Origin of the sequence: Amycolatopsis silviterrae, from assembly GCF_042684085.1 — a bacterium.
GTDB classification, from domain to species: Bacteria; Actinomycetota; Actinomycetes; order Mycobacteriales; family Pseudonocardiaceae; genus Amycolatopsis; species Amycolatopsis silviterrae.
In genome coordinates, this window is the sequence record NZ_JBHUKS010000008.1 from 240,167 (window position 1) to 263,157 (window position 22,991).

Consider the following 22,991-nt stretch of genomic DNA (forward strand, 5'->3'; position numbering starts at 1 on the left):
GCCGACACGTAGTCTTGGCGGTGTGGCGAACCCTGACACGGATACCGTGACCAGCACAGTTGACACCACCGCAGTGGCCGCGGCGACCCCGGAAACGAGCCAGCCGTACGTCGAACTCGGCCTCGCCGAAGACGAGTACGCGCGGATCCGGGAAATCCTCGGCCGCCGGCCCACCGACGCCGAACTCGCGATGTACTCGGTGATGTGGAGCGAGCACTGCTCCTACAAGTCGTCGAAGAAGCACCTGCGCTACTTCGGCGAGACCGCCACCGACGAGATGAAGGCCAAGATGCTGGCCGGCATCGGCGAGAACGCGGGCGTCGTCGACATCGGCGACGGCTGGGCGGTCACCTTCAAGGTGGAAAGCCACAACCATCCGTCCTATGTGGAGCCGTATCAGGGCGCGGCCACCGGAGTCGGCGGCATCGTGCGCGACATCATGGCGATGGGCGCGCGGCCGCTCGCGGTGCAGGACGCGCTGCGCTTCGGCCCGGCCGACGCGCCGGACACCAAGCGCGTGCTGCCCGGCGTGGTCGCCGGCGTCGGCGGCTACGGCAACTGCCTCGGCCTGCCGAACATCGGCGGCGAGCTGGTCTTCGACCCGTCGTATGCGGGCAACCCGCTGGTCAACGCGCTGTGCGTCGGCGCGATGCGCACCGAGGACCTGCACCTGGCGTTCGCGTCCGGCTCCGGCAACAAGATCATCCTGTTCGGAGCGCGCACCGGCCTCGACGGCATCGGCGGCGTGTCCGTGCTCGCCAGCGACACCTTCTCCGGCGACGAATCCGCGGCGGGCCGGCGCAAGCTGCCCAGCGTCCAGGTCGGCGACCCGTTCACCGAGAAGGTGCTCATCGAGTGCTGTCTCGACCTGTTCCGGGAGAACCTGGTCGTCGGCATCCAGGACCTCGGCGGGGCCGGGCTCTCCTGCGCGACGTCCGAGCTGGCCGCGGCCGGCGACGGCGGCATGCACATCTACCTCGACCGGGTTCCGTTGCGCGCCACCGGAATGACGCCCGCCGAGGTGCTGTCCAGCGAGTCGCAGGAGCGCATGTGCGCGGTCGTCTCGCCGGAGAACGTCGAGGCGTTCATGGCGGTCTGCGCCAAGTGGGACGTCATCGCCACCGACATCGGCGAGGTCACCGACGGCGAGCACCTCGTGATCACCTGGAACGACGAGATCGTGGTCGACGTGCCCGCGCACACCGTCGCGCACCAGGGCCCGGTGTACGACCGCCCGATCGAGCGCCCCGCGTTCCAGGACGGCCTGATCGCCGACACCTCCGCGAAGCTGCCGCGTCCGTCGACGCCCGAGGAACTGCGCGCGGACTTCCTGAAGCTCATCGCGTCGCCCAACCAGGCGTCGAAGGAATGGGTGACCGCGCAGTACGACCGCTACGTGCGTGGCAATTCGGTGCTGTCCCAGCCGTCCGACTCGGGCATGATCCGGATCGACGAGGAGAGCAACCGGGGCGTCTCGGTGGCCACCGACTGCAACGCGAAGTTCGTCTACCTCGACCCGTACCGCGGCGCGCAGCTCGCGCTGGCCGAGGCGTACCGGAACGTCGCCACCGGCGGCGCGACCCCGGTCGCGGTGTCCGACTGCCTCAACTTCGGAGCCCCGACCGACCCGGGCGTGATGTGGCAGTTCGAGCAGGCCGTGCACGGTCTCGCCGACGCGTGCGTCGAGCTGGGCATCCCGGTCACCGGCGGCAACGTCAGCTTCTTCAACCAGACCGGCGACACGGCGATCCTGCCGACCCCGGTCATCGCGGTGCTCGGCGTGATCGACGACGTCACCCGCCGCATCCCGACCGGCATCGGCGCGGAAGCGGGCGAGACCCTGCTGCTGCTCGGCGACACCCACGACGAGCTGGACGGTTCGGCCTGGGCCCGCGAGCTGCACGGCCACCTCGGCGGCGTTCCGCCCCGGGTGGACCTTGCCCGCGAAAAGCTGCTGGCCGACGTGCTGGTGGCCGGTTCGCGCGACGGCATGATCTCCGCCGCGCACGACCTCGCCGACGGCGGGCTGGCGCAGGCGCTCACCGAAACTGTCCTGATTGGACAGTTCGGGGCGCGGGTGTTCCTCGACCGCGACCAGGACCCGTTCGTTCAGCTGTTCTCGGAGTCGTCCGGCCGCGTGCTGGTGGCGGTCCCGCGCACCGAGGAGCTGCGGTTCACCGAGATGTGCACCGCGCGCGGCCTGCCGTGGCGCAAGACCGGCGTCGTCGACCCGGATTCCGGAACGCTGGAGATCCAGGGCGTCACGGAGTTCACCGTCGAGGAACTGCGCGAGACCTGGGAGAAGACGCTTCCGGCGTTGTTCGACTGAAGTCGTGAGTGCCTACGCCGGTTCTAACCGGCGTAGGCACTCACGAGCGCACCGCTGTGTAGCCGCCATACCCCGGTTCCAGCTGCCAGCCCTCCGGCAGCTGCACCTCGGCGGAATCGGCGAAGCTCGCCCCGTCGAACATGACGTCCTTCGCGAACTTCGCCCCCTTGAAGGTGGTCCGTCCGGCGAAGGTGGTGTCGGAAAAGGTGGCCCACTCCGAGAACTCGGTACCGGAAAACCAAGCCCGGTCGAGGAAAGCCGTGTTGCGGCAACGGAAAACGCCCACCAGCCGACCAGGCCCGGTGCCCGCGGCGGTGAAGTAGGCCTGCCCGGTGAAGACGCAGCCGCTGAGGTTCGTGCTGCTGTACAGCGAAGCGTGCCGCAGCAGCAGCCCGCCGATCCGGCGGTGGGAAAGATCGAAATACTCCAGCACCGCGCCGGTCAGATCAAGGTCGGGACCCGGTCCGTCCACATCGGACGGCGGCAGCAGATCCCGGATCAGCCGCTGCGCGGTGAGCCGCACCTGCAGCTCACGCTCCTCTTCCGGCGTGCCATCGTGCCGGGAACCGCCGTAGCGGCCATGCGTGAACGGCCGCCGCAGATAAGAACACAGCACGTCCAGCACGGTCTGCCGATACTCCGGCCGCGTGCGCGCCAGCCCGGCCAGCGCGTGCAACGCCCCCACCCGCACCTGATCGGCCTCGTGCCCGAGCAATTCCACCGACTTCGCGAACCGCTCGTCGGAGATCCGCTCGCGGTCGACGTCGTGCCGCTGCTGCTCGATCGTCTGCCGCGCCTCCTCGACGCGGCGGCGGCGGTCGTTGAGCCACAACGCGTACAGCGCGACCACCGCGCCACCGGCGAGACCGGCGGTTTTGAGCGCTTCGCTGCGGCTCGTCGCGGGGTCGGTGAGCAGCCAGCCACCGACCCCGCACAGCAGTACCGCGGACGCGATCAACGTCCACAGCAGCGGCGAGCGCACTGGCTCAGAAGGCCAGGATCAGGTAAAGCCCCACGCAGTAGTTGCCGCCGCGCTTCATGATGACCATCGTGCCGCTGGCGTCCTTGCCCGACAGCGAGCCGGTGACCCGGGCGCTCGTCGTGGCGCTGCCCTGGGTGACCTTGCCCAGCGAGAGCTGCGGGTCGCCGCCGGTGGTCTCGTCGATGCTGCGCTTCGACATGCTCTCGGTGCCCTGGCAGGCCAGCGCGGTGGCACCCGCGGCGTCCTTGGCGTTGAGCTTCGCGAGGAAGTTGTCGATGACCTGCTTCGCCTCGCCCGAGGCCCCGCCGGAGCCAGGGTCCTCGCTCGAATCAGTGGACGGCGACGACGAGTCGCTCGGCATCGGCGCGTCCGAAGACTGCGACGGAGCCGGTGCGGGCGGCTGCGCCTGCGTGGTGCCCTTGTCGTCCTTGCTCAGGAAGAATCCCGGCGCGACGAACCCGGTGATGCCCAGCGCGACCACCACGACGACCGCGACGGCGATGCCGATCCACAGCCCGGTCTTGTTGCCCTTCGGCGGCTGGCCGCCCGGTCCGCCCGGTCCGCCCGGGTATTGCCCCTGCTGGTCCCAGCCCTGCTGCGGGAACTGCTGGGTACCGCCGTAGGGCTGCTGCTGATACCCCGGGTACTGCTGCTGCTGAGCGTTCGGGTCCCACCCTGGCTGCGGCTGGGCCTGGGCGTTCGGGTCCCAGCCCTGCTGCGGCTGGGCCTGGTTGGGGTCCCACCCCGGCTGCTGCGGCACCCCGCCGGAGCCGGGCTGCTGCCAGCCCTGGCCGTAGGGGTCCCCGCCCTGTCCGGGCTGCGGTGGGTAAGTCATGGTTCCGCCTTCCTGCTGCACCGACTCGCGCCGCGGTCTGACGCCCCGCCGGCTCAGGCGGTTCCGTCTCCGCCCCAGGTCTGCATTGTGCAAGGCGGGCAGACCGTGCACAAAAGCGGCTCCCGGCCGCCCCGCCCGGCAGGAGGAGGGGAGAACCGGGAGCCGCGTCTGTGCGCGCCCGTCAGGTCAGCCGTTGGCGAGTGCCTGCAGCCGGTCGTAGGCGCCGTTGAACGTGTCCTGGTCCAGCGGGCTCGAGGTGTACTGCCACACGGTGTAGACGCCCCAGTTGTACGGCAGCGTTCCGGGGGAGGACGCGTACCGCGCGACCCACAGCGGAGCGGTGCTGGAGAAATCGCCGCTGACGCACTGGTTCCACCAGCTCGTCGACGTGTAAATCACCGGCCAGCGGCCCGTCTTGGCGTGATAGGTGTCGTGGAAGTCCTTGATCCACGCCGTCATCGACGCCTTGCTCAGTCCGTAACAGGTCGCGCCGTAGGGGTTGTACTCCATGTCCAGCGCGCCGGGCAGGGTCTTGCCGTCCTTCGACCAGCCACCGCCGTGCGCGACGAAGTAGGTCGCCTGCGCCGCGCCGCTGGAGGTGTTCGGGGTGGCGAAGTGGTAGGCGCCCCGGATGAATCCCTGGTTGTAGGAACCGTTGTACTGCTGGGCGAAGTACGGGTTCGTGTAGTTCGTGCTCTCGGTCGCCTTGGTCCAGACGAATCGCTTGCCCTGGCTCCACCAGCTGGCCCAGTTGACGTTGCCCTGATAGCTGGCGACGTCCATGCCCGCGACGGTCGCGGCCACCTGGTTCGGAAGCGCGTACGCGGGCTGCGGCTGTTGCGCGGCCTTGATCGTCTCGGGGGTGGACTGATCCCCCTCGACGCGCCGGATCTGCGACCCCATGGCGTGGTTGTTCGCCTGGATGTCGGCGTTGACGGCGTTGATCTCCCGCGTGGAAAGCGGGGAAGCCGCCGGGGCGGCCATCGCCTCTGTCGAAGCGCCGAGCAGGAGCGCTACTACAGGGACGGTGAGTGCGGACAGCAGCGTGATACGCCGTCCTCTTCGGGAAGTGGACATCGTCGATCCCTTCACAGATACCCTCGCGGAGGGCGGCTATGTGCAGGTAGCCGCCACGGGGGAGATTCTTGAGGACGAATCGGCGTTTGTCATCAAGTTCCGTGAAGATGAATGGGCGAGTGGGTGATTTTCATCGGGCGGTGATGACTAATTCGTGACAACGTCACGAATGTTCACCCGAATGCCAGATTGCGTAGCGCCGCTTGGGTTCCGTTGAGCCAGTTCTGGTCTCCCGGCAGTGTCCCGCTGTTCGAGAACTGCCAGATGGCGTGCTGTCCCCAGCCCGCGGGCAGTTCGCCGATGAAGGAGTTGTAGCGCGCGATCCAGAGTGGATTCCCTCCGAAAGAAGGGTTGTTTCCGGTGCAGCGTTTCCACCAACTGGTCGAGGTATAGATCGTCGGCAGCCGTCCGGTGCGGGCGCGATAGGTGTCGGAGAACGCGCGGATCCACGCGACCATCCCGTTCGCGTCCTTGCCGTAACACGTTTCGCCGTAGGGGTTGTATTCCATGTCGAGTGCGCCGGGAAGAGTCTTGCCGTCGGCCGACCAGCCGCCGCCGTGGGAGAGGAAGTAGCGGCCCTGCGCGGCCCCGTCGGACACGTCCGGGCGCGCGAAGTGATAGGCCCCGCGGACGATCCCGGCTTGGTAGGAACCGTTGTACTGCTGGGCGAACTGCCCGCTGACGAACCCGGTGCCCTCGGTCGCTTTCACATACACGAATTTCGCGCCCGTTCGCGCCGCGGCCGGCCAGTCGACCGGGCCCTGGTGTCCGCTGACGTCGTGCCCGAGGTACTGGTCTTCCGTCGTGTACGAGATGTTCGGCGATCCCAGCACGCCTTCGTGCTTCGCGACTTGCGAACCGGCGTAGTTGTCCTCGGCCCCGGCGTAGCTCGGCGCCGCCTCCGCCGTCGCGCACAAGGACGTGCCGGTGACCCCGGCGAAGAGAACCGCGCTCCAGCGCAGCAGCAGACGACGCTTCACCCAGGGCTCCTCACCGGACGCGTGTACTCCTACTGCGTCACGATGCCCCGGTCGCGGGATTTCGGCGAATCATGATCACTCGGCAGAGTGGTCTGCCCAGGTCAGCGGCGTTCTTCGGCCAGCGCCTTCATCAGGTGCTCGGCGGGCACCACCGCGGTGATCAGGTCGTGCGGGTTGATCGCGAGCGGATGCCCGGCGAGCAGCCCGACGATGTCGCGGCCGAGTACCGCGCGGGCGTGCGGCCATTCGCGCGGTACCAACGACTTCGCCGTGTACGCCGGGACCATCACGCGGCCGTCGGTGTTGTGGAAGCCGATGACCGTGCGCTGCACCGGGGACAGGGCGTACACCAGCAGCGTCGAGTCGAGGATGACGCGCGGCAGGTCTTCGGCGGGCCGGTGCTCGGTCCGGACCATCTGCAGCAGCCGCTCGAGTTCGTTGCGCGGCTCGGGAAAACCGAGCGCCTTCGGCGAGGGCCGGTAACGGTCGTTGGGATGGAAGTCCTCGACGACCTCGCCCGTGCCGTTCACCGGATACGCGCCGACGACCGCCCACGACGGCACCGGCCCACGAGCGTCGAAGGCCTCGTCGATGACATACAGCCAGCTGTTCGGGTTGGTCCGCGCGTTGGCCCGCATCTCGGGAGTGATCTCAGGTTTTCCCTGCGGACCGCGGCGGGGATACGCGTTCCGGCGCGCGCGTTTGCCCGCCGGGGTCCGGGAAACCATCCGATCTGCCTCGTCCCGCTGCGCCATCGCCGTCCCTCGGTGCCGGGTGCCTGAAAGTCCGTCCGCGGCCACTCTACTGTTGTCGCATGGCCTCTTCGCGTTCGGTCGATCCCGCTCAGTTACGGGCGGCGGTGCTGGCCGTTTCGGACTGGTTGCGTGGTGCCGGACCGGATCCGGCGCGTCCCGAGCTGGCCGCCGCGGTGCGCGCGACTCTGCGCACCCTCGCCCAAGACGCTCCCGGGCACACCGTCGAGGTCCGGGTACCGCCCTACGCCGCGGTGCAGTGCATCGAAGGCCCGCGGCACACCCGGGGCACGCCGCCGAACGTCGTCGAGACCGACGCGCGGACGTGGCTCGAACTGGCCACCGGCCTTCTGGACTGGGACGACGCGCTCCGCGACGCCCGGGTAACCGCCTCCGGCAGCCGCGCGGACCTCGCGCACTGGCTCCCGGTCGTGCGGATCTGAATTTCCGCCGCGATTGTTCTCTCAGGAGTGTCATCTGAGGCACACACTCCGTAGAATCCCCTGAGCCGAGGCTGTGCCACGCTGTCCGGGGCAGTGCCTTGCGTGTACTTTGGGTAGTCGATTTCGATTCCCCGGGACGAACGAGCGGCGATGGAAGGGCCCTGGTCATGAACGCGGTAGGCGTGTCCGCCGGCGAGCAGAGCCTCGGCCCGACAGCGCGCCGCATGATCCTCGGCTCCCAGCTTCGCCGACTGCGCGAGGAAGCCGGGATCACGCGTCAGCAAGCGGGCTACAACATCCGCGGCTCGGAATCCAAGATCTCCCGGCTGGAACTCGGCCGCGTCGGCTTCAAGGAACGCGACGTCGCCGACCTGCTCACCATGTACGGCGTCTCCGACGAGGAAGAGCGCAAAGCCTTCCTCGACATGGTCAAGCAGTCCAACGAAGCGGGCTGGTGGCGCAAGTTCGGGGAAACGGTGCCCGCGTGGTTCACCGACCTCGTCGGACTTGAGGAAGCGGCGTCGCGGATCCAGATCTGGGAGCCGCTGTTCGTGTCCGGCCTGCTGCAGATCGAGCCGTACGCACGAGCGATCTTCAGCCACGGCCGTCCGGAAATGGCCGACGAGCGCGTGGACCAGCTGGTCGCGCTGCGCATGCGGCGGCAGAAGATGCTGGCCCGCCCCGACGCGCCGCGGATCTGGGCGGTGCTCGACGAATCGGTGCTGCACCGGCCGATCGGCGGGCCGAAGGTGTTCAAGCAGCAGCTGGAGTACCTGCTCGAGGTCACGACCCTGCCGCACGTGTCGGTGCAGATCCTGCCGTTCTGCCGCAGCGGTCTGTCGGCGGAGCACGCGTTCTCGCTGCTGCGCTTCGCGGAGGCGGAACTGCCGAACATCGTCTACGTCGAGTACCTGACCGGCGCGCACTACCTGGACAAGCGCGACGAGATCGAGAAGTACGGCCGCGCGCTGGACCTGCTCGCCGTCGACGCGGAGACCCCGGAACGAAGCCGTTCGCTGATCGCCAAGTACAAGGCAGACATCTGAGCGAGGCTCTGTCCCTCCCCGCCGGCGCACTCCGCTCGCCTGCGAATTTCCCCGCACCGAGAATTCCCGCCCGACCGTCCGAGCGACGAGTAACCGAATAGGGAACACGCCCGCCCGATTCCCATCACCGAGCGTGCATATCTCCGGAAACCCCTTTCCGCTGACCCGGTTCGTGGCCTTCCCGGTGCCTCGCCGGCCATCACGGTAAGTGTCCGACATTCACCCGCTGCGCCCGTCGGCGGCGACTCACGAACGCACTGCGTTATCAGGATGCCAATATAGTGACCGAAGGTAATAATTACCCCGTTCGGGTAGTGCTCGAATCACCTATCCGGGAACTTCTACTGAACCGTGTCGTCACGCAGTGAGAAATTTGCAGAAAATTCTGCACGTGCATTTACCGCTGCATGCGCGCGTGCTAGCGTCGAAGTCGCAGGCAGATGCACGTGCAGATTCCTGAGCTTTTCATCGTCCTTCTGGAAGGTGGCATCATGGCTGAACGGTTCGAGAACGGTATTCCGGCCGACCGGCTGACCGGCGCGCAGTGGCGCAAGGCGAGCTACAGCGGTGCGGTGGGCAACTGTGTAGAGGTGGCCCCGCTGACCTCGGGCGAGATCGCGATGCGGAACTCCCGTTTCCCGGAGGGTCCGGCGCTCGTCTACACGCGTGCGGAGATGGCGGCCTTCCTGGCCGGCGCGAAGGACGGCGAATTCGACGATGTCCTCGGCTGAGACAGACGTCGTCGGATCCGGCTTCGACATCGAGCAGGGCCTGCAACAGCTGATTGAGCGCGGCTACCAGTTCGTCCACCCGACGGACGGAGCCGGCGAGGTGCAGGCCGTGGTCGGAGTCCGAGTCCACGACAACGTGGTCGACGTCGTCCGGCTCAACGCCGAGGACGACGTGGAGGCAAGCCGCCTCCCCGGCAGCGAGCAGAACATCTTCGCCCCCGCGTCGACGCTGTGGCGCGCACGCGGCGAGGCAAGCGAGGTGTTGGGCGAAGTACTCGCGCTGCCCGATCGGCAACCAGCCGCCGCCGCCCCCGCGAACGGCTGCTGGGTCCCCGGCCGAGGCGGCCGCTCGAAGTGGCTAGCCGCTCGCTGACCCGCTCCACCAGCGCCTCCCCCGAGGCGCTCCCCGATTTCAGGCTCCGCACGAAGTGGCCCAATCCATTTCGTGCGGGGCCTGGCTCATTTCTGCCGCCCCCGTTGCCTGCGCAGCGTCCGTGAGGGCCACCTTCACAGCCCCTGATTCCCCCAGGGTTCCCCTCACGACCGCCAACCGTCCGTGAAGGGCTCCTTCCAGGACTTAGATTCCCTCAAGGAGTCCTTCACGACCCACCAGCCCAACCGGCACCCACGCGCCCAACCCACCCGGGCACCCAGATCCGGCCCTGCACCCCGATACGAAGCCTCCCTGCGGTTCGGTGGTGCTTGTCAAGGCATCTTTCCCGCCTTGACAAGCACCACCGAACCGTCAGCACAATCAGGCTTCGGGGTGCCCCACCGCAACGGCCGCCCAACGGACCCAACCCAAGACCCCCGCTCCCAACAGAGAGCACCGCTCACCAAAACCTCCCCCGTAGTGGTCAGAACCACGCCACAGACCGGTGACCCCCGCGGTCCAGCCCTTACACTTGGAGTCGGCCCGCCCGCGTCTTCCTGGGAGCTTCCCGGTGGTTTCCGACCCCTCCGCCAGTCCTGCTCAGCCCGAAGATCGACCCGAAGATCAACCCGAACCGGAACCCCGTGAGGAGTGCGGCGTCTTCGGCGTCTGGGCTCCCGGGGAAGAAGTCGCCAAGCTCACCTACTACGGCCTCTACGCCCTGCAGCACCGCGGGCAGGAGGCAGCGGGCATTTCCGTCTCGGACGGCTCGCAGATCGTCGTCTTCAAGGACCTCGGCCTCGTCAGCCAGGTCTTCGACGAGCAGGTCCTGCAGTCGCTGCAGGGGCACATCGCCGTCGGGCACTGCCGGTACTCCACGACCGGAGCCACGATCTGGGAGAACGCCCAGCCGATCTTCCGCACCACGGCCACCGGCAGCGGCCTGTCCTTCGCGCACAACGGCAACCTGGTCAACACCGCCGAGCTGCGGGACCGCACGGTCGAGGCCGGGCTGAAGCCGCACGCCGGGCTCACCGGGTCCTCCAGCGACTCCGACCTCGTCTGCGGACTGCTCGCCGCGAACGCCGCGGACAAGGGCATCGAGGCCGCCGCGCTGGAGCTGCTGCCGACCCTCAAGGGCGCGTTCTGCCTGGTCTTCGCCGACGAGAACACCCTGTACGCGGCCCGCGACCCGCACGGCGTGCACCCGCTGGTGCTCGGGCGGCTGGAGCGCGGCTGGGTCGTGGCGAGCGAGACCGCCGCGCTCGACATCTGCGGCGCGTCGTTCGTGCGCGAGGTCGAGCCGGGCGAGCTGATCGCCATCGACGCCGAGGGGCTGCGTTCGTCGCGGTTCGCGAACCCGGAGCCCAAGGGCTGCGTCTTCGAGTACGTCTACCTCGCCCGTCCGGACACGTCGATCGCCGGCCGCAGCGTGCACGCCACGCGCGTCGAGATCGGCCGCAAGCTGGCTGTCGAGCATCCGGTCGACGCCGATCTCGTGATGCCGGTGCCGGAGTCCGGCACCCCGGCCGCGATCGGGTACGCGCAGGGCTCCGGCCTGCCGTACGGCACCGGTCTGGTCAAGAACGCCTACGTCGGGCGCACCTTCATCCAGCCGTCGCAGACGATCCGGCAGCTCGGCATCCGGCTGAAGCTGAACCCGCTGCGCGACGTCATCCGCGGCAAGCGCCTGGTGGTGGTGGACGACTCGATCGTCCGCGGCAACACCCAGCGCGCGCTCGTGCGGATGCTGCGCGAGGCCGGTGCGCTCGAGGTGCACGTGCGGATCGCGTCGCCGCCGGTGCGGTGGCCGTGCTTCTACGGCATCGACTTCGCCTCGCGTGCGGAACTCGTTGCCAACGGCGTCGACCTGGACGGCATCCGCCGCTCGATCGGGGCCGATTCGCTCGGCTACATTTCGCTGGACGGCCTGGTCGCGGCGTCGGAACAGCCGAAGTCGCGGCTGTGCACGGCCTGCTTCTCCGGCGAGTACCCGATTCCGCTGCCCGAGGACGCGCTCATCGGCAAGCACCTGCTCGAAAGCATGGACGCGGCCGGTGGCGCGGCGACTCCCGTCAGCGCGGCCGGGTACGGTGCCGAAGACGCCGTCCGGCGTCCGTGAACCAAGCATGTCCAGTAGGGAGTCCGCTTCCGTGAGCGAGTCCACGAGCGCCACGTACGCAGCCGCCGGTGTCAGCATCGACGCCGGTGACCAGGCCGTTGAGCTGCTCAAGCCACACGCCGAGCGCGCCACCAGGCCCGAGGTGCGCGGCGGGGTCGGCGGTTTCGCCGGGCTCTTCTCGCTGAAGCTCGACAAGTGGAAAGAGCCGATCCTCGCGTCGTCCACCGACGGCGTCGGCACCAAAATCGCGGTCGCGCAGGCGCTCGACAAGCACGACACGGTCGGCATCGACCTGGTCGCGATGGTCGTCGACGACCTCGTCGTGACCGGGGCCGAGCCGCTGTTCCTGCAGGACTACATCGCGGTCGGCAAGGTGGTGCCGGAGAAGATCGCGGCGCTGGTCGGCGGGATCGCCGAGGGCTGTGTCCAGGCGGGCTGCGCGCTGCTCGGCGGCGAGACGGCCGAGCACCCGGGCCTGATGGGCGAGCACGACTACGACCTGTCGGCCACTGGCGTCGGCGCGGTCGAGGCATCCGCGCTGCTGTCGCCGGAGAAGGTCCGCCCTGGTGACGTCGTGCTGGCCATGGGCTCGTCCGGCCTGCACTCCAACGGCTACTCGCTGGCCCGGCACGTGCTGCTCGACATCGCGCGGATGCCGCTGGACGGGCACGTCGAGGAGTTCGGCCGCACCCTCGGCGAGGAGCTGCTCGAACCCACCAAGATCTACGCGAAGGACTGCCTCGCGCTGGTCGCCGAGACCGAGGTGCGCACGTTCGCGCACATCACCGGCGGCGGCCTCGAAGCGAACCTCGCGCGCGTGATGCCGCGCGGTCTGGTCGCGAAGCTCGAACGCGGCACATGGACGCCGGCTCCGGTGTTCGCCCTGATCGGGCAGCGCGGCAAGGTCGAGCGCGCGGAGCTGGAGAAGACGTTCAACATGGGCGTCGGCATGGTCGCGATCGTGTCCGCCGAGGACGTCGACCGGGCGCTGGCGGTCCTCACCGCGCGGCACGTGCCCGCGTGGATCCTCGGTGACGTCCAGCCCGCGGAAGACCCGGACGGCCCGCGCGCGGTGCTGTCGGGCGACCACCCGCGGTTCTGAAAGCCGCTTGCTCTGTCTTGAGACACTGAGGACATGGCGGAGGACGTACGCGTCGGCGCCCGGTTCGTGATCCCGGGCGCCGAACTGCGAGAGCGGTTCTCCCGGTCGTCCGGACCGGGCGGACAGGGCGTGAACACGACGGACTCGCGCGTCGAGCTGTCGTTCGACGTCGCGGGCTCCGCCGTGATCCCGCCCGCGCTGAAGGAACGCATCACGACCCGGCTGGGCACCCGCCTGGTCGACGGCGTGCTGACGATCGCGGCCAGCGAATACCGCTCACAGCTGATGAACCGCGACGCGGCGCGGGAACGGCTGGCCGACGTGCTGACGAAAGCGTCCGCGCCGCCGCCGGCCAAACGGCGTCCCACCAAGCCTTCGCGAGGCTCGAAGGAACGCCGGTTGGCCGCGAAGAAACGCCGCAGCGACGTGAAACGCGGGCGCGGCGGGCGGTTCGACGATTAGTTGTTGATCACTGCGGGTGATAGACGCACCTCGCGATATCGCTGAGGTGCCTTCTTGTGAATTCTTTTCCGTCTTCGCTATTTCTGGAGAGTGACGCGATCTCCTGAACGGCGAGTTCCCGCCGAAGTCGATTTCGACCACCTCGATCCTGCCGTCGCTGAGGATGTTTACGCACGTCTCGGAGCTATCCGGCGGGTCTGCCCGGTGGCGAAAAGCTCGGCACACGGCGGGTTCCACCTGGCGACCAGCTATGACGCGATCCGGGCAGTGGCCGGCGATGGCGAGGTATACAGTTCGTACGTATCCGGCCTTGGTGCTGCGGATGTCGTAGCTGAAGATGCTGGATCCGACGATAATCCGCCGCCGAGAGCGCCATTGTTCGAATTCGATGGACATTCGCACCGCACTTGGCGGCGCATTCTCCAGCCCTATTTCACGCCGGCCGCGGCGAAGGGGCACGAGTCACTCATCCGGCGGTTGTGCCGAGAGGCGATCGCCGGATTCGTCAACGAAGGTCGAGCTGACCTGGTTAGTGCTTACACGCAAGTGGTTCCGCCGCTTGTCGTCGCGGCGTTGCTCGGTATTCCGGAAAGCGGGCGGGAGTTGCTGGCGGACCAGGCTAAGCGACTGGTTGCCGCCGAAAGCCGGGAGGAGGCCGAGGAACGCGGTCGCGAGTACGCGAAGCTCCTGCTTAGTCACATCCGGGAACGTGCTGCCATGCCGCGAGACGACATGCTGTCTGACGTGGTTCACGCCGAAGTCGGCGAAGCGGCTAGCGAACGGCAGGTGCTGCGCTTCGCGTCACTGATGGTCGCCGCAGGGCAGCTGACCACCACCGACGCGGCAGCCACGATGGCACTGCTGCTGGCTGAAAATCCGGACTTGCGGGATCGGGTACGTGCCAGCCAAAAGGAGTTGGACGAGTTCATCGAGGAGGCCGTCCGGTACGAGCCGGCGGTGGCGGCGACCGGGCGGGCGGTCACCCAGCCGACCACTTTGGCCGGAGTGCTGCTCGACGTTGGCGATCGGGTGTTGATCACCTGGGGAAGCGCCAACCGCGACGAACGGTATTTCAGCGACGGCGACGTCTTCCGGATGGGGCGCGGGCGGACACGACCGGCGCACCTCGGCTGGGGTGCCGGCGCGCACCGGTGTCTCGGCCGGCACCTCGCCCGTCTCGAATTGCGCGTCATGCTGCAGGAACTGCTCACGGCGCTGCCGGGGATGCGGTTGCAGGCGGGCGCTCGGCCTCGACGTACGTACGGAGTGATCCGCGGGGTGCGGGAGGTACCGGTCGAGTGGTAACGGTTCCTTGCCGCCGCGACCGGCAGTGCGTCGCGGCGGCAAGGAACGAGCCATCAGCTCAGCGACAGGTGCACACACTCGCCGGCAACGCGGTACCCAGCCCGGCGATACACCGTCCCGATCCCCACATCTCCCGGCGTAAGGAACGCCAACCGCGCGCCGCGTTCGTGGGCGAGGCGGGTCAGGTGTGCGGTGATTGCCGCCGCGAGGCCTTGGCCGCGGTGTTCGGTGGCGACTGCGATGCCGACGATTTCCGTTGTGCCGGAAACGATGTCGAGCGCGATCCCGCCGCCCACAATGGTTTCGCCGTGTTCGGCTAGGACGGTCAGGTGTTTGCGGTTGCGTTTGACATCGCCGTCGGACACCTCTGGTGGCTCGCCGAAAGCGACGTTCTGCACGGACCGCAGGCGGCGGAATTCGTCGTCGGACGACGGTTCGCGCAGCTGAATGTGTTCCGGTGCAACGCAATCGACGCGGTCTTCGGTGCCGCAGGTCATCACGGGTACCCGACGTTCCAGAGTGAATCCCTCGGCGACGAGGGCTGCCTCGGCGTCCGGTGCGGCTTCAGTGAAGAACTCCAGCCGGGGCAGGAGGTTTCGTTGCTGGTAGGCGGAAATCAGGCGAGCGATGTCGGCGGACGAGGGCTGCGCGCCGTCGTCGGGGATGGCGTAGTTCTCCATCGGATGAGCGCTGTCCTGGGCGAAAGTCGCCAGGAACGGGCCGATTCGCTCGGTGTCGCGGCCGAGTGGCGCGGTCGCGCGGACGTATGCCTGAAGGGCGGACATCTCTGGTGGAAGCCTTTCGAGAGGAAGGAAGGTGCCGCCGTATCAGGGCAGCACAAAAACCGGGCAGGGCAACCCCACGCCGCAGGCCGAACAGCTCAGACCAGGCCGGAGTGGGCCGTGGCGGAGCACATAGGCATTCCTTCGTCCGAAACGAAACTTCCGCTCATCGTGTCAGACCGGGCAAGCGAATTAGCGAAGAGCGGCGCGTGCCTGGTCCACGATCCGCGCCAGGTGCACGCCCCGGCGGACGTCGCACGGGTGCGTGATCGTTCCGCACGACACCATCGCGGCGAAATCGTCCAGCAGCGCGGTGTACGCGTCGTTCGCGGTGCCGGTGCGGCCGAGAGTGCGCAGGCCGTGGTCGCCGAATACCGAGTACTCGACCACCGTCGGCTGCACCGGCAGGCGCAGGCTGAGCGTCGCGGTGCTCGTGATGCCGCCTTCGTGTTCGAGCAGCAGTTGCCACAGGTCGTCGGGGCCGCGGTGGGTGGCGAGGACGTCGGTGATCGGGCCGAGGGCCGCGTCGAGCAGGTCGAATGCGTGCGGGCCGATGTCGGCGAGTGCCCCGCCGGCTGGGTCCTGTCGCCACGTCGAGGACGCGTATTTGCCGCCGAGCAGGGCACCGGACAGCCAGCGCACGCTGCCGCCGCGCCAACCGCCAGCGGCGGTGACGCCCTCCAGCCAATCGCGCGTCTGCTGGGCGAACCGCAGCGTGAGCATCACCAGCGAGGCGACGCCTGCGGACGTCACGGCGTCGGCGAGACGTTGCGCGGAGGCCAGGTCCGGCGCGATCGGTTTCTCCAGGATCAGGTGCTTGCCCGCCTCGGCAGCGCGGGTGGCCAGTTCGGCCTGGACGGCCGGCGGTACGGCGAAGGCGAGCGCGTCGACCTGCTCGAACAGTTCGTCCAGATCGCTGGTGGGCACGGCGTCGTACGCCTGCGCCAGCGCGGAAGCCGCCTCCGGCCGACGGCTCCACACGGCACTGAGCACGGTTCCTGGATGATCCGCGAGCCCGGGGGCGTGCACCGTGGTTGCCCACGGTCCGGTTCCGACGAGGCCGACGCGCAACTGGTCCTGTCCCACGTCCGGAAGTGTAGGTGTGGTCGCGGTCGCTTCCGGCGGGGCCTGCGGTGCGTTAACGTCGACAAGTTCTTCGCCACGAACGGGGGAAGCCGGTGGGAATCCGGCGCTGGCCCGCAACCGTGAGCGGCCCCGCGAGGGACCGCGAGCCGGATCGCCCGTCGTGGTCCGATCGATGCGAGGTACATCTGACATGCGATTCGTGCACGCGCGGCACTGGGGGCGAGTCCTCGCCGGCTGCGCTCTTCTCGTCGCCACCGGTTTAGGCGGAGCCGCTTCCGCCTCGGCGACCACGCCCGGCAAGGGCGTCGCGGGGTACTGCCAGGACGACAACGGCGTCACGGTAATCGTCGATTTCCAAGGCCTTGGCGGCGAAACCCTGATCCGGTGCGCTCCTGGCAAACAGGAAAACGGCGTCACCGCCCTGCAGAACGCCGGGTTCGACCTCGCTGGCACCGGCAAGTACGGCCTGTCGGTGATGTGCAAGATCGAGGGCAAGCCCGCCGATCAGGCCTGCACGGACATGCCGCCGGAGAAGGCGTCGTGGAGCTTCTGGACCGCCACGAACGGCGGCAAGTGGGCCTCGGCGCAGGTCGGCGCGCAGAGCTGGAAGCCACCGGCCGGCGCGTTCGAGGGCTGGTCCTTCGCGATCGGCAAGGCGTACGCCGAGTATCCGCCGCCGCGCACCGAGCCGGTGCGCAAAGCCACTGCACCCGCGCAGACTCCGGCTCCCGCGTCCACTTCGGACAGTGGCTTCCCGTGGAGCCTGGTGATCGGCATCGTGGTCGTCGTGCTGCTCGTGGTGGCCGGGACGGTCGTCGCGGTGCGCCGCAGGCGTGCGGCGGAGTAGTCCGCGAGCGCTCCATCCCGGCGCGTGGTGGGTGTGGGCGCTCGCGCTCGCCGTCGCCGCGAGCCGGACCACGAACCCGCTCCTGCTCGCGCTGGTGATCGCGGTGGCCGGGTTCGTCGTGGTGCTCCGCCGCGGCGACGCGCCGTGGGCGCTCGCGTTCCGGATGTACGCCTGGGTCGCTGGCGTGATCCTGCTGTCACGCGTGCTTTTCCGGATCCTGATCGGCGGCGAGGACGGCGGGCACGTCCTGTTCACGCTGCCGACCATCCAGCTGCCGAGCATCGCCGCCGGCATTCAGCTCCTCGGCCCCACTTCGGCCGAGGAGTTGCTTGGCGGGCTGTACGACGGACTCCGGCTGGCCACGATCGTCCTCTGCGTCGGGGCCGCGAACGCGCTGGCGAACCCGAAACGCCTGCTCAAGGCGGTACCCGGGGCGCTGTATGAGGTCGGCACGGCGGTCACCGTCGCGTTGTCGGTGGCACCGCAGCTGGTCGAGAGCGTGCAGCGGGTGCGCCGTGCACGTCGGCTGCGGGCGGGCCGGACGCGTGGCCTGCGGTTCGTGAAGGGGATCTTCGTGCCGGTGCTGGCCGACGCCATGGACCGGTCGCTGCAGCTCGCGGCGGCGATGGATTCCCGCGGCTACGGACGGCGCGGCTACCTCTCGCCGCGGGTCCGGATGGTGATCGCGACCTGCGTCCTGGCCGGACTGGTCGGCGTCGCGGTCGGGGTCTACGGCGTGCTCGACGGGTCCGCGTCGTGGCTCGGCGTGCCGATGCTCGTCGCCGGTCTGGTGCTGGCCACCGCCGGATTCATCCTTGGCGGACGGCAGATCCGCCGCACGACCTACCGGCCGGACCCGTGGCGGCTGCCGGAGACGCTGGTCGCGCTGTGCGGCGTCGCGAGCGCGGTGCTCGTGCTGCTCGCCGACCCGGTTTCGCTCACCACCCCGGCCAGCCCGCCGACCTGGCCGGAGCTGCCGTTGCTGCCGGCCGTCGCGGTGCTGATCGGCATGCTGCCCGCTTGGTTCGCGCCACGCCCGGCGCTGGTGTCGGAGGTCGCCCGATGATCGAGTTTTCGCAGGTCAGCGTCACTTACGCCGGGGCTGACCGGCCCGTGCTCAAGGGCGTCGACGTGGCGATCGAGGAGGGCGAACTCTGCCTTGTCGCCGGACGTACTGGAGTCGGCAAGTCGACATTTCTGGGTGCGATCAACGGTCTCGTCCCGCACTTCACCGGCGGCGTGCTGAGCGGACGCGTCGAGGTCGGCGGGCTCGACACGGCGACGCATCCGCCGCGTGAACTGGCGTCGGTGGTCGGCGTGGTCGGGCAGGATCCGCTGGCCGGCTTCGTCACCGACACTGTCGAGGAAGAACTGGCTTACGCGATGGAGCAGCTCGCCGTCGCGCCGGAGGTGATGCGCAAGCGCGTCGAGGAAACCCTTGACCTGCTGGGCATCGCCGAACTCCGTGACCGTCCACTTCGGACGCTCTCGGGCGGGCAGCAGCAACGCGTCGCGATCGGCGCGGTGCTCACGGCGCATCCGAGCGTGCTGGTGCTGGACGAGCCGACGTCGGCGCTCGACCCGACCGCGGCCGAGGAGGTGCTGGCCGCGATCACCCGGCTGGTGCACGACTTGGGGACCACGGTCGTCGTCGCCGAGCATCGGATGGAGCGCGTCGCGCAGTACGCCGATCGCCTGCTCTACCTGCCCGGCGACGGCACCGTGGTGTCCGGCCCGCCCGCGGAGGTTTTCGCCCAGACCGACGTCGCGCCGCCGATCGTCGAGCTGGGCAGGCTCGCGGGTTGGTCGCCGCTGCCGCTCTCGGTCCGCGACGCCCGCCGCCTCGCTCGTCCGCTCCGGGAACGCCTGGCCGAGCGCCGCCCCAATGTGGCATTGGGTGCGTCAGATGCACCGAACGCCACATTGGGTGCGTCGCATGCACCCAATGCCACATTGGGGCGCTCTGGGGAGGCGGTGCTTAAGGCGAAGGACGTGCGGGTTCGCTACGGCGGCGTGAACGCTGTGCGCGGCGTTGACCTGCGGCTGAACCGCGGTGAGGTCGTCGCGCTGATGGGCCGGAACGGCTCCGGCAAGTCCTCGCTGCTGTGGGCGTTGCAGGGCAGCGGACCCCGGTCCGACGGCACGGTCGACATCCTCGGCGCGGACCCGAAGACACTCCGCACCCGAGCCGCCCGCACCCGGGTCGGGCTGGTTCCGCAGACCCCGTCTGACCTGCTGTATCTCGATTCGGTCGGGGCGGAATGCCGGCAGGCCGACGTCGAGTCAGGCGTCGACGCGGGCACTGCCCGGAAGCTGCTCGACCGCCTCGTGCCCGGCATCGAAGACGACACCAACCCGCGTGACCTGTCCGAAGGTCAGCGGCTGGCCTTGGTGCTGGCTGTCCAGCTGGCCGCCGCCCCGCCGGTCGTGCTGCTGGACGAGCCGACGCGCGGCCTGGACTACCCGGCGAAACGGCACTTCGCGACCATCCTCACCGACTTGGCCGCCGACGGACACGGAGTGCTGCTGGCCACCCACGACGTCGAGTTCGTCGCCTCCGCCGCGCACCGCGTCGTGGTCCTCGCTGAGGGCGAAGTGGTCGCGGACGGCCCGACCGCGGACGTCGTCGTGGCCTCGCCCGCCTTCGCCCCGCAGGTCGCGAAGATCCTCGCGCCCGAACCGTGGCTGACCGTGGACGCAGTGGCGAAGGCGCTGGCGTGACCGACTTCCTGGGCCCAGCCGTCCGCATCCGCCGTCGCACGGCGGTGGTGCTGACGGTGGCTGTCGTGGTCGGCCTGGCGATGTTCTGCTGGCCGTTGCTCGCCCGCGGCAGCGTCGGCACCTCAGCACACGTGGTCGACGCGCCGTTCGTTTTCCTCGCGACGCTGCCGGTGCTGATCCTGATCGTGCTGGCCGAGCTGTCCAGCGGCGGGCTCGACGCGAAGGCGCTCGCGCTGCTCGGCGTGCTGTCCGCGGTGAACGCCGCGCTGCGTCCGCTCAGCGCGGGCACCGGCGGGATCGAGCTGGTGTTCTTCCTCCTCATCCTCGCCGGGCGGGTGTTCGGACCGGGCTTCGGGTTCGTGCTCGGCTCGACGTCGCTGTTCGCGTCCGCGCTGCTCACCGGCGGGGTCGGGCCGTGGCTGCCGTTCCAGATGCTCGCGTCCGCGCTGGTCGGACTGGGGGCCGGGCTGCTCCCGCGCCGGGTCAAGGGCCGGTGGGAGATCGCGCTGCTGGCGGTCTACGGCGTGGTCGCCGCCTACTTCTACGGCCTCGCGATGAGCCTGTTCACCTGGCCGTTCCTGGCGAGCCACACCGCGCTGGACTTCATCCCGGGCGGCTCGCTCGGCGACAACCTGCACCGGTTCCTGGTGTTCACCGTGTTCACGTCCACGCTGGGCTGGGACACCGGCCGCGCGCTCACGAACCTGGTCGCGATCCTCGTGCTGGGCCCGGCGATCCTGACGGTGCTGCGCCGGGCCGCACGACGAGCGGCGTTCAGCTGACCGACTGGCCGACCTTGTCCAGCACCTCGACGAACTGGGCCATCCCGGCCGCGTTCGGGAAGTGCGAGGTGTCGATGTCGTGCACCTCGAACCGCGTGCCGGGCGTGCGCGCGTCGGCCTCGGCGATCATCCGGTCCTGCAGGGCGAGCGGCACCAGGTGGTCTTGGAGATGCCGGACGTAGTACCGCGGGACGCGCCCCCACCGTTCCGCCGTGCCGCGCGAGTCGGTCGCGCTGCGGCCGATGAGGTCGTCCGGGGCCATCGCGTTGAGCAGGGCGTAGAACTCGCCGTCGGTGGCGTCCGCGCAGAGCGCCGCTTTCGCCGCCGTCAACGCCTCAGCCGACGAGGACCGCCAGTTGAAGCGCATCGCGCCGATCACCGCCGGGTCGGCGGCGATGAACCCGAGCATCGCTCCGACCTGCGACGTCGCCGCCTCGGGCGTGGCCAGGTACTCCTCCGGGGTCGACAGATCGACGCAGCAGAAGGCCGCGTCGTAAACCAGCGCCGACACCAGCTCCGGGACCTCCTCGGCGACGAGCGTGACCAGCGCGCCACCGATGCTCGAACCGACCAGCACGACCGGACCCAGCGCGGCAGCCCGGCGGACGACGTCCACAGTGGTCGCGACCTGGTCGGCCACGGTCACGCCGGCCAGCGCGGACGGTTCCGTGGCGAACGCGCCAAGGTCCTGCGGAGCCTGGTACGACCGCCGGAACTGCTGCTCCGGCTGCGGCACCCCGACCCCGCGATACCCGCGCAGCACGAGTTCCGGCGGGGCGGCGGACACGCCGTTGGCGCCGGCGGCGAAGACGAACGTCGAAGTCATGCCGCACAGTCAAGCGGCCCGCCCGGGCTCGCACAGCGGGGAAAAGTTGATCAGACCCGCAACTAAAGTCAGGAGTACGAGTAGAACCCGCGGCCGGTCTTCTTGCCGAGCAGCCCGGCGTCGACCATGCGCAGCAGCAGCGGCGGCGACGAGTACAGCGGCTCCTTGAACTCGGCGTACATCGAGTCCGCGATGGCCTTGATGGTGTCGAGGCCGATCAGGTCGGACAGCCGCAGCGGACCCATCGGATGCGCCGTGCCCAGCTCCATCCCGCGGTCGATGTCCTCGGCCGAGGCGAAGCCCGACTCGATCATCCGGATCGCCGACAGCAGGTACGGCACGAGCAGCGAGTTCACGATGAACCCGGCCCGGTCCTGCGACCGGATCACCGTCTTGCCCAGCGCCCCGGTGGCGTGCTCCTCGGCGCGGCGGGCGGTCTCCTCGCTGGTCAGCAGCGACGGGACCAGCTCGACCAGCGGCAGTACCGGCACCGGGTTGAAGAAGTGGATGCCGACGACCTGCTGCGGACGGCCGGTGGCCATGCCGAGCTTCATGATCGGGATCGACGACGTGTTGGACGCGAACACCGCGTCCTCGCGCTCGACGATCTTGTCCAGCTGCCGGAACACGTCGACCTTGGCCTGCTCCTGTTCCAGGATGGCCTCGACGACGAGATCGCGGTCGGCGAACTCGGCGATGTCCGTGGTGAACCGCAGCCGCCCGAGCGCCGCTTCGGCTTCCTCAGCGGCCAGCTTGCCGTTGCGGACGCCGCGTTGCAGCGACTTCTCGATGCGTGCCTTGCCCGCATCGAGGGCGGGCTGGTTCACCTCGGTGACCAGCACGTCCAATCCGGACCTGGCGTGCACCTCGGCGATGCCGGAGCCCATCAGCCCGGCTCCGACCACACCTACTCGTGCGATGTCGCTCACCCGTCCAACTCCTTCGTCACCTCACCGGCAGCAGCAGAAAACGGGCAGCACACAACGCACGAGGGCGTCTCGGACCTCAGTCCGATTCCGCCCTCGCGTGTCGTGTGCCTGCGTCAACGGCGGCGGTACTCGTCGTACCCGTCGTCGTACGGGTCCTCGTACCGCTTGTCGTCCTCGTGGTTGTCCGAGGAACTACTCGACAGCTCGCGCTGCAAAGCATCGAAATCGGTGTCGTGGGAGCTGTACTTGAGCTCGCGCGCCACCTTCGTCTGCTTGGCCTTAGCCCGGCCGCGCCCCATGGCTCGACCCCCTCGCACAGGGGCGGGGCGGCCGGGGGAATCGGCGGCCCCGCATCGTCTCGACAGTTCTTTCCTGCTGACACCGTACCGTGTCCCGGGGGTTGGATGCGACGTGGCACGGTGTGCTCGTCACGACAGTGTCCGCCGGACGCCGGTTACCGGCACGTCGATGCCGATCGG

General features: G+C 69.1%; 24 protein-coding genes and 1 riboswitch. Of the genes, 14 read left to right on the forward strand and 10 right to left on the reverse strand.

Annotated features, from left to right (window positions below):
* Positions 1-46: 46 nt before the first annotated feature.
* Positions 47-2,329: a phosphoribosylformylglycinamidine synthase subunit PurL gene (purL, locus tag ACFSVL_RS13105; protein ID WP_378303806.1), complete on the forward strand. Its 2,283-nt coding sequence runs from the start codon at positions 47-49 to the stop codon at positions 2,327-2,329.
* 40 nt (positions 2,330-2,369) lie between these two features.
* Here purL and ACFSVL_RS13110 read toward each other — a convergent pair whose 3' ends face one another.
* From ACFSVL_RS13110 to ACFSVL_RS13120, 3 genes are all read right to left on the reverse strand, one after another.
* Positions 2,370-3,311 carry a pentapeptide repeat-containing protein gene (locus ACFSVL_RS13110; protein WP_378303808.1) on the reverse strand — a complete coding sequence of 314 codons (942 nt, stop codon included), beginning with the start codon at positions 3,309-3,311 and terminating at the stop codon, positions 2,370-2,372.
* A gap of 4 nt (positions 3,312-3,315) precedes the next feature.
* On the reverse strand, positions 3,316-4,146 hold the full coding sequence (locus ACFSVL_RS13115) for a hypothetical protein (RefSeq protein ID WP_378303810.1): 831 nt from the start codon (positions 4,144-4,146) through the stop codon (positions 3,316-3,318).
* A 186-nt stretch (positions 4,147-4,332) separates the two neighbouring features.
* Positions 4,333-5,223, reverse strand: coding sequence for a lysozyme (locus tag ACFSVL_RS13120; RefSeq protein ID WP_378303812.1), 891 nt, complete (start codon positions 5,221-5,223; stop codon positions 4,333-4,335).
* Between ACFSVL_RS13120 and ACFSVL_RS13125 the strand changes: the two genes are divergently transcribed.
* Positions 5,216-5,350: a hypothetical protein gene (locus tag ACFSVL_RS13125; protein ID WP_378303814.1), complete on the forward strand. Its 135-nt coding sequence runs from the start codon at positions 5,216-5,218 to the stop codon at positions 5,348-5,350. The genes ACFSVL_RS13120 and ACFSVL_RS13125 overlap by 8 nt on opposite strands.
* Before the next feature lie 46 nt (positions 5,351-5,396).
* On the opposite strand, the gene ACFSVL_RS13130 is transcribed toward ACFSVL_RS13125, so the two are convergent.
* Positions 5,397-6,203, reverse strand: coding sequence for a lysozyme (locus ACFSVL_RS13130; RefSeq protein ID WP_378303816.1), 807 nt, complete (start codon positions 6,201-6,203; stop codon positions 5,397-5,399).
* A 101-nt stretch (positions 6,204-6,304) separates the two neighbouring features.
* The gene (locus tag ACFSVL_RS13135) at positions 6,305-6,958 is read right to left on the reverse strand and encodes a type VII secretion system-associated protein (RefSeq protein ID WP_378303818.1); all 654 of its coding nucleotides are present in this window, start codon (positions 6,956-6,958) and stop codon (positions 6,305-6,307) included.
* Between the two features lie 59 nt (positions 6,959-7,017).
* Between ACFSVL_RS13135 and ACFSVL_RS13140 the strand changes: the two genes are divergently transcribed.
* From ACFSVL_RS13140 to ACFSVL_RS13175, 8 genes are all read left to right on the forward strand, one after another.
* Entirely contained in the window at positions 7,018-7,398 is a 381-nt protein-coding gene (locus ACFSVL_RS13140) for a sterol carrier family protein (RefSeq protein WP_378303819.1), read from the forward strand.
* A gap of 167 nt (positions 7,399-7,565) precedes the next feature.
* On the forward strand, positions 7,566-8,444 hold the full coding sequence (locus tag ACFSVL_RS13145) for a helix-turn-helix domain-containing protein (RefSeq protein WP_378303821.1): 879 nt from the start codon (positions 7,566-7,568) through the stop codon (positions 8,442-8,444).
* Between the two features lie 491 nt (positions 8,445-8,935).
* On the forward strand, positions 8,936-9,175 hold the full coding sequence (locus ACFSVL_RS13150) for a DUF397 domain-containing protein (RefSeq protein WP_020664000.1): 240 nt from the start codon (positions 8,936-8,938) through the stop codon (positions 9,173-9,175).
* A complete protein-coding gene (locus tag ACFSVL_RS13155; RefSeq protein WP_378303822.1) occupies positions 9,162-9,548 on the forward strand; it encodes a hypothetical protein in 387 nt (128 codons plus the stop codon). Before ACFSVL_RS13150 ends, ACFSVL_RS13155 begins: the two co-directional genes overlap by 14 nt.
* A gap of 571 nt (positions 9,549-10,119) precedes the next feature.
* On the forward strand, positions 10,120-11,670 hold the full coding sequence (gene purF / locus ACFSVL_RS13160; protein WP_378303824.1) for an amidophosphoribosyltransferase: 1,551 nt from the start codon (positions 10,120-10,122) through the stop codon (positions 11,668-11,670).
* A gap of 31 nt (positions 11,671-11,701) precedes the next feature.
* Positions 11,702-12,772, forward strand: coding sequence for a phosphoribosylformylglycinamidine cyclo-ligase (gene purM / locus ACFSVL_RS13165; protein ID WP_378303826.1), 1,071 nt, complete (start codon positions 11,702-11,704; stop codon positions 12,770-12,772).
* Positions 12,773-12,805: 33 nt separating this feature from the next.
* Positions 12,806-13,234 (forward strand): alternative ribosome rescue aminoacyl-tRNA hydrolase ArfB, encoded by a 429-nt coding sequence (gene arfB, locus ACFSVL_RS13170; RefSeq protein WP_378303828.1) that lies wholly within the window; start codon positions 12,806-12,808, stop codon positions 13,232-13,234.
* A 204-nt stretch (positions 13,235-13,438) separates the two neighbouring features.
* Positions 13,439-14,539 carry a cytochrome P450 gene (locus ACFSVL_RS13175; protein WP_378303829.1) on the forward strand — a complete coding sequence of 367 codons (1,101 nt, stop codon included), beginning with the start codon at positions 13,439-13,441 and terminating at the stop codon, positions 14,537-14,539.
* 53 nt (positions 14,540-14,592) lie between these two features.
* On the opposite strand, the gene ACFSVL_RS13180 is transcribed toward ACFSVL_RS13175, so the two are convergent.
* Both ACFSVL_RS13180 and ACFSVL_RS13185 read right to left on the reverse strand, forming a co-directional pair.
* Positions 14,593-15,324, reverse strand: coding sequence for a GNAT family N-acetyltransferase (locus tag ACFSVL_RS13180; RefSeq protein WP_378303831.1), 732 nt, complete (start codon positions 15,322-15,324; stop codon positions 14,593-14,595).
* A 189-nt stretch (positions 15,325-15,513) separates the two neighbouring features.
* Positions 15,514-16,407: a Gfo/Idh/MocA family protein gene (locus ACFSVL_RS13185; RefSeq protein ID WP_378303835.1), complete on the reverse strand. Its 894-nt coding sequence runs from the start codon at positions 16,405-16,407 to the stop codon at positions 15,514-15,516.
* Between the two features lie 83 nt (positions 16,408-16,490).
* Positions 16,491-16,548, forward strand: a riboswitch (cobalamin riboswitch).
* A 49-nt stretch (positions 16,549-16,597) separates the two neighbouring features.
* Between ACFSVL_RS13185 and ACFSVL_RS13190 the strand changes: the two genes are divergently transcribed.
* Genes ACFSVL_RS13190 through ACFSVL_RS13205 form a run of 4 tightly spaced genes read left to right on the forward strand, consistent with a single transcriptional unit; the run spans position 16,598 to position 20,757 of the window.
* Positions 16,598-17,254, forward strand: coding sequence for a hypothetical protein (locus ACFSVL_RS13190; protein ID WP_378303837.1), 657 nt, complete (start codon positions 16,598-16,600; stop codon positions 17,252-17,254).
* Positions 17,241-18,320, forward strand: coding sequence for a CbiQ family ECF transporter T component (locus tag ACFSVL_RS13195; protein ID WP_378303839.1), 1,080 nt, complete (start codon positions 17,241-17,243; stop codon positions 18,318-18,320). The genes ACFSVL_RS13190 and ACFSVL_RS13195 overlap by 14 nt, the downstream gene beginning before the upstream one ends.
* A complete protein-coding gene (locus tag ACFSVL_RS13200; protein WP_378303840.1) occupies positions 18,317-19,975 on the forward strand; it encodes an ABC transporter ATP-binding protein in 1,659 nt (552 codons plus the stop codon). Before ACFSVL_RS13195 ends, ACFSVL_RS13200 begins: the two co-directional genes overlap by 4 nt.
* The gene (locus ACFSVL_RS13205; RefSeq protein WP_378303842.1) at positions 19,972-20,757 is read left to right on the forward strand and encodes an ECF transporter S component; all 786 of its coding nucleotides are present in this window, start codon (positions 19,972-19,974) and stop codon (positions 20,755-20,757) included. The genes ACFSVL_RS13200 and ACFSVL_RS13205 overlap by 4 nt, the downstream gene beginning before the upstream one ends.
* Here the strand turns inward: ACFSVL_RS13205 and ACFSVL_RS13210 are convergent.
* The 3 genes from ACFSVL_RS13210 to ACFSVL_RS13220 form a co-directional block, all read right to left on the reverse strand.
* On the reverse strand, positions 20,750-21,583 hold the full coding sequence (locus ACFSVL_RS13210; protein ID WP_378303844.1) for an alpha/beta fold hydrolase: 834 nt from the start codon (positions 21,581-21,583) through the stop codon (positions 20,750-20,752). The genes ACFSVL_RS13205 and ACFSVL_RS13210 overlap by 8 nt on opposite strands.
* Positions 21,584-21,651: 68 nt before the next feature.
* Positions 21,652-22,512 (reverse strand): 3-hydroxybutyryl-CoA dehydrogenase, encoded by an 861-nt coding sequence (locus ACFSVL_RS13215; protein ID WP_378303846.1) that lies wholly within the window; start codon positions 22,510-22,512, stop codon positions 21,652-21,654.
* Between the two features lie 113 nt (positions 22,513-22,625).
* Positions 22,626-22,811 (reverse strand): DUF3073 domain-containing protein, encoded by a 186-nt coding sequence (locus ACFSVL_RS13220; protein ID WP_378303848.1) that lies wholly within the window; start codon positions 22,809-22,811, stop codon positions 22,626-22,628.
* Positions 22,812-22,991 lie beyond the last annotated feature (180 nt).

Excerpts from the sequence above, each read along its gene's own strand:
- ACFSVL_RS13115 (WP_378303810.1), bottom strand. The coding sequence starts at position 4,146 with ATGACTTACCCACCGCAGCCCGGACAGGGCGGGGACCCCTACGGCCAG.
- ACFSVL_RS13120 (WP_378303812.1), bottom strand. The coding sequence starts at position 5,223 with ATGTCCACTTCCCGAAGAGGACGGCGTATCACGCTGCTGTCCGCACTC.
- ACFSVL_RS13135 (WP_378303818.1), bottom strand. The coding sequence starts at position 6,958 with ATGGCGCAGCGGGACGAGGCAGATCGGATGGTTTCCCGGACCCCGGCG.
- ACFSVL_RS13140 (WP_378303819.1), top strand. The coding sequence starts at position 7,018 with ATGGCCTCTTCGCGTTCGGTCGATCCCGCTCAGTTACGGGCGGCGGTG.
- ACFSVL_RS13145 (WP_378303821.1), top strand. The coding sequence starts at position 7,566 with ATGAACGCGGTAGGCGTGTCCGCCGGCGAGCAGAGCCTCGGCCCGACA.
- ACFSVL_RS13150 (WP_020664000.1), top strand. The coding sequence starts at position 8,936 with ATGGCTGAACGGTTCGAGAACGGTATTCCGGCCGACCGGCTGACCGGC.
- ACFSVL_RS13155 (WP_378303822.1), top strand. The coding sequence starts at position 9,162 with ATGTCCTCGGCTGAGACAGACGTCGTCGGATCCGGCTTCGACATCGAG.
- arfB (WP_378303828.1), top strand. The coding sequence starts at position 12,806 with ATGGCGGAGGACGTACGCGTCGGCGCCCGGTTCGTGATCCCGGGCGCC.
- ACFSVL_RS13180 (WP_378303831.1), bottom strand. The coding sequence starts at position 15,324 with ATGTCCGCCCTTCAGGCATACGTCCGCGCGACCGCGCCACTCGGCCGC.
- ACFSVL_RS13190 (WP_378303837.1), top strand. The coding sequence starts at position 16,598 with ATGCGATTCGTGCACGCGCGGCACTGGGGGCGAGTCCTCGCCGGCTGC.
- ACFSVL_RS13200 (WP_378303840.1), top strand. The coding sequence starts at position 18,317 with ATGATCGAGTTTTCGCAGGTCAGCGTCACTTACGCCGGGGCTGACCGG.
- ACFSVL_RS13210 (WP_378303844.1), bottom strand. The coding sequence starts at position 21,583 with ATGACTTCGACGTTCGTCTTCGCCGCCGGCGCCAACGGCGTGTCCGCC.
- ACFSVL_RS13220 (WP_378303848.1), bottom strand. The coding sequence starts at position 22,811 with ATGGGGCGCGGCCGGGCTAAGGCCAAGCAGACGAAGGTGGCGCGCGAG.